Origin of the sequence: Burkholderia sp. LMG 13014 (genome assembly GCF_905232215.1) — a bacterium.
GTDB lineage: Bacteria > Pseudomonadota > Gammaproteobacteria > Burkholderiales > Burkholderiaceae > Burkholderia.
Window position 1 is genome coordinate 1 of the sequence record NZ_CAJNKE010000384.1, and the last position, 5902, is coordinate 5902.

Below are 5902 nucleotides of genomic sequence, written 5' to 3' on the forward strand. Positions count from 1 at the left end.
CAATCGGATCAGTCCGCGCCTGTCGTGCTGTGCTTCTGCCTTCTGTCTGTGTCAAAGATCGTTACCAAGGGGGAGATCGGTACGATCGTTGTCGGCTCGGGATGTATGGTTGTGTTCAGCCGATTACAGATCGGGTGCGTGTCCGAAGTGCATGAGTGTTTCCCTGCGCGCCATGGCTTCTGCTTCGGCATCCGAGATGATCGGCAACTGGCACTTCGAGGGATCGATGCGTCCCACGTTGAAGACGGCTCGTTTCGGCGGGGAGGCGGATGTGACGGCGGCCCGTGCGTCGTGCTCGATGGCAGATTTGCGCATGACCCGAGCCAGGCTGTGATGGAGTTCGCGCGTGACGACTGCATCAAGGAGGCGGCGGGCTTCCGAGAGGCGAACGGGACGATGTTCGCTCGTCGGGCGACCACGGCGCGTGATCCGGAATCCTGCGATCGGAGTGTGCTTTGCGTTCATTCGTAAATCCCCTTTTCGATCAAGTAGTTCTGCAACGTCTGCACGGATTTTCCGTGCGGCGTCACGTCGAAAGTCATCCAGCGATGTGATCCCGCGACGCGCCAGAAATCTCGCCCGAATCGCGTCGCATAGAGTGCGTGCAGAGATCGAAGCGATCCGTCGGCCAGACCGACCGGGTCGCTCTGGAAATACTGGAACAGGGCTGCTTCGTCGCTTTGCCGGTCGGGAATGGGCGCATCGAAACCGAACCGAGGCCAGGCGTAGTACCCAAACAGTCGACGCCCGCCGGGTTTTGGCGCGGCCTTGCGGCCACCCGCTGCCAATGCGTTGATGCGGGTAATTCCCAGCGTATCGCACGCTCTTGCGATCCGCCATAGCATGGCCGCTCCGAGGCCGGCGATAGCGCTATCAGCCAGATCGATTGTCTTGAGTTCGAGTGCGAACGTGTCCGATTCTCGAAAGACGGCGATGCGGTTTTCGGATCGGATCAACGCGGAATGGGTGACGCTGAAAGTCAGCCTGTCTGCGTTGTCGAGATAGGCTTGAATGTCCGATCCGGCTGGCGCGCCACACAACGCAACGAGCAGTGCGTCGGGGACGTTGCCGCTCACCCCAAGCAACGCGGAAATATCGAGATCGTTTCGATCGACCTCGAGCCGATCGTCGAAGTACGACGTTTCGTATGGCAGAACATGACTGAGATCGACGGGTCGAGCGGGCATGGCTTCCGGCGATGAGTGGAAAGCCCCCAGCATATCGGCGCGAATCCGGCGGGCAGAGTCCGCCAAACGGCCAATCACGAGACGGAGCGATCGCCCGTCCCGCCCGCCTTACGACCAGTCGAACGTCAGCAGCGCCACGCGGCTGGCCGGTTCGTAAAACAAGAGAATCGAGTCCGCGCCCATCGCGCGGTATTCCCAGCCGGTGACGCTGGCGACGAAGCGAAAGCGCGCCCCGTCGGGGCCGATCGGCCGGATGTTGTCGGGATCGCTGTCGTCGATCGGAAAATCCGAGGTGCCCGACCAGTTGCCCCAGCCGACCGATCCGCCGAGCTGGTCGATCAGGTTGCACGGTTCTTCCTGGCTGAAATCGCGCTCGTCCGGCGCGTACTGGTTGGACGAGTAGAGCACGCCGTATTCGGCGAACCGCTTGCGCGCGGTTTCGATGCTGGCCTGTTGCTCGGCGTAGTGCGCTTCCAGTCCCTCGCGATAGCCCGCGTCATGCGCGCCGGGCGGGTTTTCCAGATAGAAGTAGCGCGGGTCGCCGAGCAGCGTGTAGCGGTTGTTGTCGTCGAGCCGGAATGCGATCCAGTTCGCGCGCAGATAGTCGTTGTGGTACGCGGCCGTGTCCTGCCCGACGAGCCCGTCATAAGGTTCGATGGGGCTGAGCAGGTGGATCCAGCCCTCCCACGACGGATTGACCGCCGACAGGTCGATCGACACGAGCGGATGCAGATGGCGCGCGAGTGCGGCGTTGGACTCGGCAAAGACGTCGGCGTCTGGCGGGTAGACCTTCAGGCCGGGTTGTGGCGTGACGATGTCTTCAATCATGATCGGTGTCCGCACGGTGAGGGTCCGGTAAGGCTACACGAGTGAAGGCGGAAACCGGATGAATGTCCGGCGCTAAGGCAGCCCGCCTGAAGCACGTCCGGTTCCGTCCATCCGCCTTATCGGCACGTCGAAAGCATTCGCGCCGACCCCCTGGAGGTCGCCTTGTTGATCTGAATGCGTGTCAAACATCGTACTTCAAGGCGGGGAAGGATAGGGTAGACGCCGTAGGCGTCCTTTCGGGCGGCTAGTGGGGCGCTTTCTGTTGGTCGATGTATTTGCGAATGATTTCGACAGGCGCTCCGCCACAACTTCCGGCGAAGTATGACGGAGACCCCAGCGCGCCGCCCCACAACTTTTTACGAATGCTCGAGTAGCACTTGAAAGACGTAATAGCGACCACGTCGAATGGCTTGACTCGCTCTTGTGTGCCAGACATACAATCGTCCGATGCGACGACTCCAGGCCTTCAAGTTCGAACTGATGCCGAACGGCGAGCAGCAGCGCGATATGCGCCGCTTCGCCGGAGCGTGCCGGTTCGTCTACAACAAGGCACTGGCGTTGCAGAAGGAGAACTACGAGGCGGGCGGCAAGTTCATTGGCTACGTAGCGATGGCCAAGCATCTGACGGAGTGGCGTAACGGAGGCGAAACGCCATGGCTCAAGGGCGCACCCGTTCACCCGTTGCAACAGGCTCTCAAGGACATGGAGCGGGCCTACAAGAACTTCTTCGCCAAGCGAGCGGCGTTTCCGAAGTTCAAGAAGCGCGGCCAGCGCGACAGTTTTCGCTACCCGGACCCCAAGCAATTCAAGCTCGACCAGCCCAATGGGCGCATTTTCCTGCCCAAGCTGGGCTGGATGCGGCTGAGGCTGTCGCGTCCCGTGCTGGGCGAACTGCGCAACGCAACGGTCAGCTTCAACGCGGGCAAGTGGAGTGTCTCGATCCAGACCGAGCGGGAGGTCGAGCAGCCGGTGCCCCATGCCACCCGCGTGATCGGCATCGATGTGGGCATCGTCCGCTTCGCCACGATGAGCGACGGCACGTTTATCGCACCGCTCAACAGTTTCAGGAAACATGAGGCTCGTCTGCGCCGATGCCAACGTGCGATGAGCCGCAAGGTCCAGTTCAGCAATAACTGGATAAAAGCCAAGGCCAGAGTCCAGCGCATCCATGCGCGGATCGGCAATGCGCGCCGCGACTACCTGCACAAGGCCACGACCACGATCAGCCAAAACCACGCGATGGTGTGTATCGAGGACTTGCAGGTTCGGAATATGTCCAGGTCGGCGGCGGGTAGCACCGATGCACCGGGCAAGAACGTTCGGGCCAAGTCCGGTCTGAATAAGGCCATCCTCGACCAAGGGTGGTTCGAGTTCAGGCGGCAGTTGGAATACAAGCTGGCTTGGAATGGCGGCTGGCTGGTGGCGGTCCCGCCCGCGAATACAAGCCGGACGTGTCCGGCTTGTGGATACGTGAGTGCGGATAACCGGACCGCGCAGGAAAAATTCGCTTGTGTCGAATGCGGTTACGCGGAGAACGCCGATGTCGTCGGCGCTCTGAACATTCTGGCGCGGGGACACCGCGTTGCAGCCTGTGGAGAGCCGGTGAAGTCGGGCCGCTCAATGAAGCAGGAACCCGCTGAGGCGATCTGAGATAAGCATCATCATTTCAGACGCGGTAGGAATCCCCCGTCTTCAGGCGGGGGAGGATGTCAAAATAGTTGATAGCTGGGATACGCTGGATGCATCGAATTCAATCCGGTCGGGAGGTTGACATGATCACTGCAGAATTGGGGCAGCAATTGGAAGCTTACGTCGCGAAGCTGGTCGAATCGGGGCGCTACGGATCCAAGAGCGAAGTGCTTCGCGAAGGCGTGCGCCTGATTCAGGATCGCGAGGCACAGCTGAACGCGCTGGACGCGGTGATCGCGCGCAGCCTGTCCGATGCGGAAGCCGGACGCGGCGCCGATGCGGCGGAAGTCTTCGATCGTCTCGAGGCGAAGTATCGGGCCCAGGCGGATCGGCAGGCCTGACCGTGCGCCTGTCCGATTTTGCGATTGCCGAACTCGAAGCGATCGCGGATTACATTGCACGCGACAACCCGCAACGCGCCGTGACGTTCGTGCGGGAAATTCGCGACAAATGCCTGGGCCTGGCCGGGATGCCGCTGGCGTTTCCGCTGGTGCCGCGCTTCGAGCGTCACGGCGTGCGGCACCGCGTGTACGGCAACTACCAGATCTTCTATCGGGTCGTCGGCGATCCGCCTACGCGGATCGACATTCTTCACATCCTGCACGGCGCGCGCGACTACGCGTCGATCCTGTTCTGAGCGACCGCGCGCATCGCATCGCGTCCCAAATGAGCGAACCCGGCCACGGCCGGGTTCGTCCGAATCGCGCGCTGCATCGCCGCCACGCATCAGCGGCGCGTCGATGCGAAAGCCTCGATTGACCGCGATGAAGCCGGCGAGCACGCAACCCGCCACCCTCGTCAATGCCCCGACGCCTCCTCCAGCGTCAGATGCTTCGTCTCCGGCGCCCACGCGATCGACACGATCATCCCCACCAGCAGCACGCCCGCGAGCGCGAACATCGTCGCGTGAAAGCCGAGCGTCGCGATGCCGACCGGCAGCAGGAACGTGCCGATCGCCGAACCGAGCCGGCTGCACGCGATCGCGAGCCCCACGCCACTTGCACGCACTTCGGTCGGGAAGCACTCGGGCGGGAACACGCCGACGAGGTTGCTGAATGCCGACATCGTCAGCGTGAAGATCGCGAACGCGACGATCATCGCGAGGGCCGCCGACGACGGCAGCACCGCCAGCGCGACGAGCGACGCGCACGTCACCGCGAACGAGCCGATCAGGAAGCCGCGCCGCGACAGCCGGATCGTCAGCCAGATGCCGATCAGCGCGCCCAGCACGAGGAAGCCGTTCAGCAGCAGGTCCGCGCCGAAACCTTCGGCAAGGCCGATCGTCTTCAGGATCGTCGGCAGGAACGTGTAGATCGCGAAATACGGAATCACGAGGCACACGAAGAACGCACAGTTGAACACCGTGCGGCGGATCAGGTCACGCTGGAACAGCCGCGAGAAGCCGCCGTGCGCATGCGGCTCGGTCGAACCGTCGAGCATCACGTGCGGCCCGAAATGCTTCGCGACGATCGCACGCGCCTCCTGCACGCGCCCTTTGCCGAGCAGCCAGCGCGGCGATTCGGGCGTGCCGATCCGCAGCACCAGCACGATCAGCGCGGGCAATGCCGCCGACGCGAGCAGCCAGCGCCACGCGTCGGGCGTGGCGTCGCTGTACGCGAGGCCGAGCACGTTCGCGGCGACATAGCCGATCGTCCAGATCACGCTGAACGATCCGAGCAGCGCACCGCGATGCTTGCGCGGCGAGAATTCGGCGAGGATCGCATGGCCGACCGTGAAGTCGCCGCCCATCCCGAAGCCGATCAGCACGCGCAGCAAACACAGTTCGAGCGGCGACGTGACGAAGAACTGCGCGAAGGCGGCCGCCGTGATGATCACGAAGCTCGTCAGGAAGATCTTCTGCCGGCCCATCCGGTCGGACAGCCAGCCGAACACGAGGCTGCCGAAGAAGATGCCGATCAGCGCCGAGCTGCCGATCATCCCCATCCAGAACGCGTCGATCGGCATCTGCCTGCCAAGCGCGGCCAGTGCATACCCGATCGTGCCGAGCGTGTAGCCCTCGGTGAAGTGCGCGCCGAACGTCAGGCCGGCGATCTTCACGTGGAAACGGTTGAGCGGCACGTCGTCGAGCGCGACGGGGCGGTGCGGCGCGTCGGCGCCACGCGACAGCGGCAATGCGCGCGCGGAGCCGGATTGAACGTTGGCTTGAGTCAAGCTGCCTCCTGGATTGTTATCGGGTG

At 63.0% G+C, this 5902-nt stretch carries 7 protein-coding genes and 1 pseudogene; 3 read left to right on the top strand and 5 right to left on the bottom strand.

Translation table 11 applies throughout. The annotated features are described in order from the left end of the window. Positions 1-123: 123 nt before the first annotated feature. The 4 genes and pseudogenes from JYJ84_RS26635 to JYJ84_RS26650 all read right to left on the bottom strand — a co-directional run. Positions 124-465 (bottom strand): hypothetical protein, encoded by a 342-nt coding sequence (locus JYJ84_RS26635; protein WP_175016716.1) that lies wholly within the window; start codon positions 463-465, stop codon positions 124-126. Next, positions 462-1265: a hypothetical protein gene (locus tag JYJ84_RS26640; protein WP_240201904.1), complete on the bottom strand. Its 804-nt coding sequence runs from the start codon at positions 1263-1265 to the stop codon at positions 462-464. Before JYJ84_RS26640 ends, JYJ84_RS26635 begins: the two co-directional genes overlap by 4 nt. 30 nt (positions 1266-1295) lie before the next feature. Beyond that, complete coding sequence (locus tag JYJ84_RS26645; RefSeq protein WP_175219003.1) at positions 1296-2015, bottom strand: hypothetical protein; 720 nt, start codon at positions 2013-2015, stop codon at positions 1296-1298. Positions 2016-2259: 244 nt separating this feature from the next. Then, a pseudogene (locus JYJ84_RS26650) lies at positions 2260-2388 on the bottom strand (transposase); the annotation flags it as partial. Positions 2389-2462: 74 nt separating this feature from the next. Between JYJ84_RS26650 and JYJ84_RS26655 the strand changes: the two are divergent. The 3 genes from JYJ84_RS26655 (at position 2463) to JYJ84_RS26665 (ending at position 4341) form a co-directional block, all read left to right on the top strand. Next, positions 2463-3665: an RNA-guided endonuclease TnpB family protein gene (locus JYJ84_RS26655; RefSeq protein ID WP_175219005.1), complete on the top strand. Its 1203-nt coding sequence runs from the start codon at positions 2463-2465 to the stop codon at positions 3663-3665. 122 nt (positions 3666-3787) lie between these two features. Further along, positions 3788-4045, top strand: coding sequence for a type II toxin-antitoxin system ParD family antitoxin (locus JYJ84_RS26660; RefSeq protein WP_122948656.1), 258 nt, complete (start codon positions 3788-3790; stop codon positions 4043-4045). Between the two features lie 2 nt (positions 4046-4047). Beyond that, the gene (locus tag JYJ84_RS26665) at positions 4048-4341 is read left to right on the top strand and encodes a type II toxin-antitoxin system RelE/ParE family toxin (RefSeq protein WP_122948657.1); all 294 of its coding nucleotides are present in this window, start codon (positions 4048-4050) and stop codon (positions 4339-4341) included. Positions 4342-4502: 161 nt separating this feature from the next. On the opposite strand, the gene JYJ84_RS26670 is transcribed toward JYJ84_RS26665, so the two are convergent. Beyond that, complete coding sequence (locus JYJ84_RS26670; RefSeq protein WP_205185756.1) at positions 4503-5837, bottom strand: MFS transporter; 1335 nt, start codon at positions 5835-5837, stop codon at positions 4503-4505. Positions 5838-5902: the final 65 nt, after the last annotated feature.

Excerpts from the sequence above, each read along its gene's own strand:
- JYJ84_RS26635 (WP_175016716.1), bottom strand. The coding sequence starts at position 465 with ATGAACGCAAAGCACACTCCGATCGCAGGATTCCGGATCACGCGCCGT.
- JYJ84_RS26645 (WP_175219003.1), bottom strand. The coding sequence starts at position 2,015 with ATGATTGAAGACATCGTCACGCCACAACCCGGCCTGAAGGTCTACCCG.
- JYJ84_RS26655 (WP_175219005.1), top strand. The coding sequence starts at position 2,463 with ATGCGACGACTCCAGGCCTTCAAGTTCGAACTGATGCCGAACGGCGAG.
- JYJ84_RS26660 (WP_122948656.1), top strand. The coding sequence starts at position 3,788 with ATGATCACTGCAGAATTGGGGCAGCAATTGGAAGCTTACGTCGCGAAG.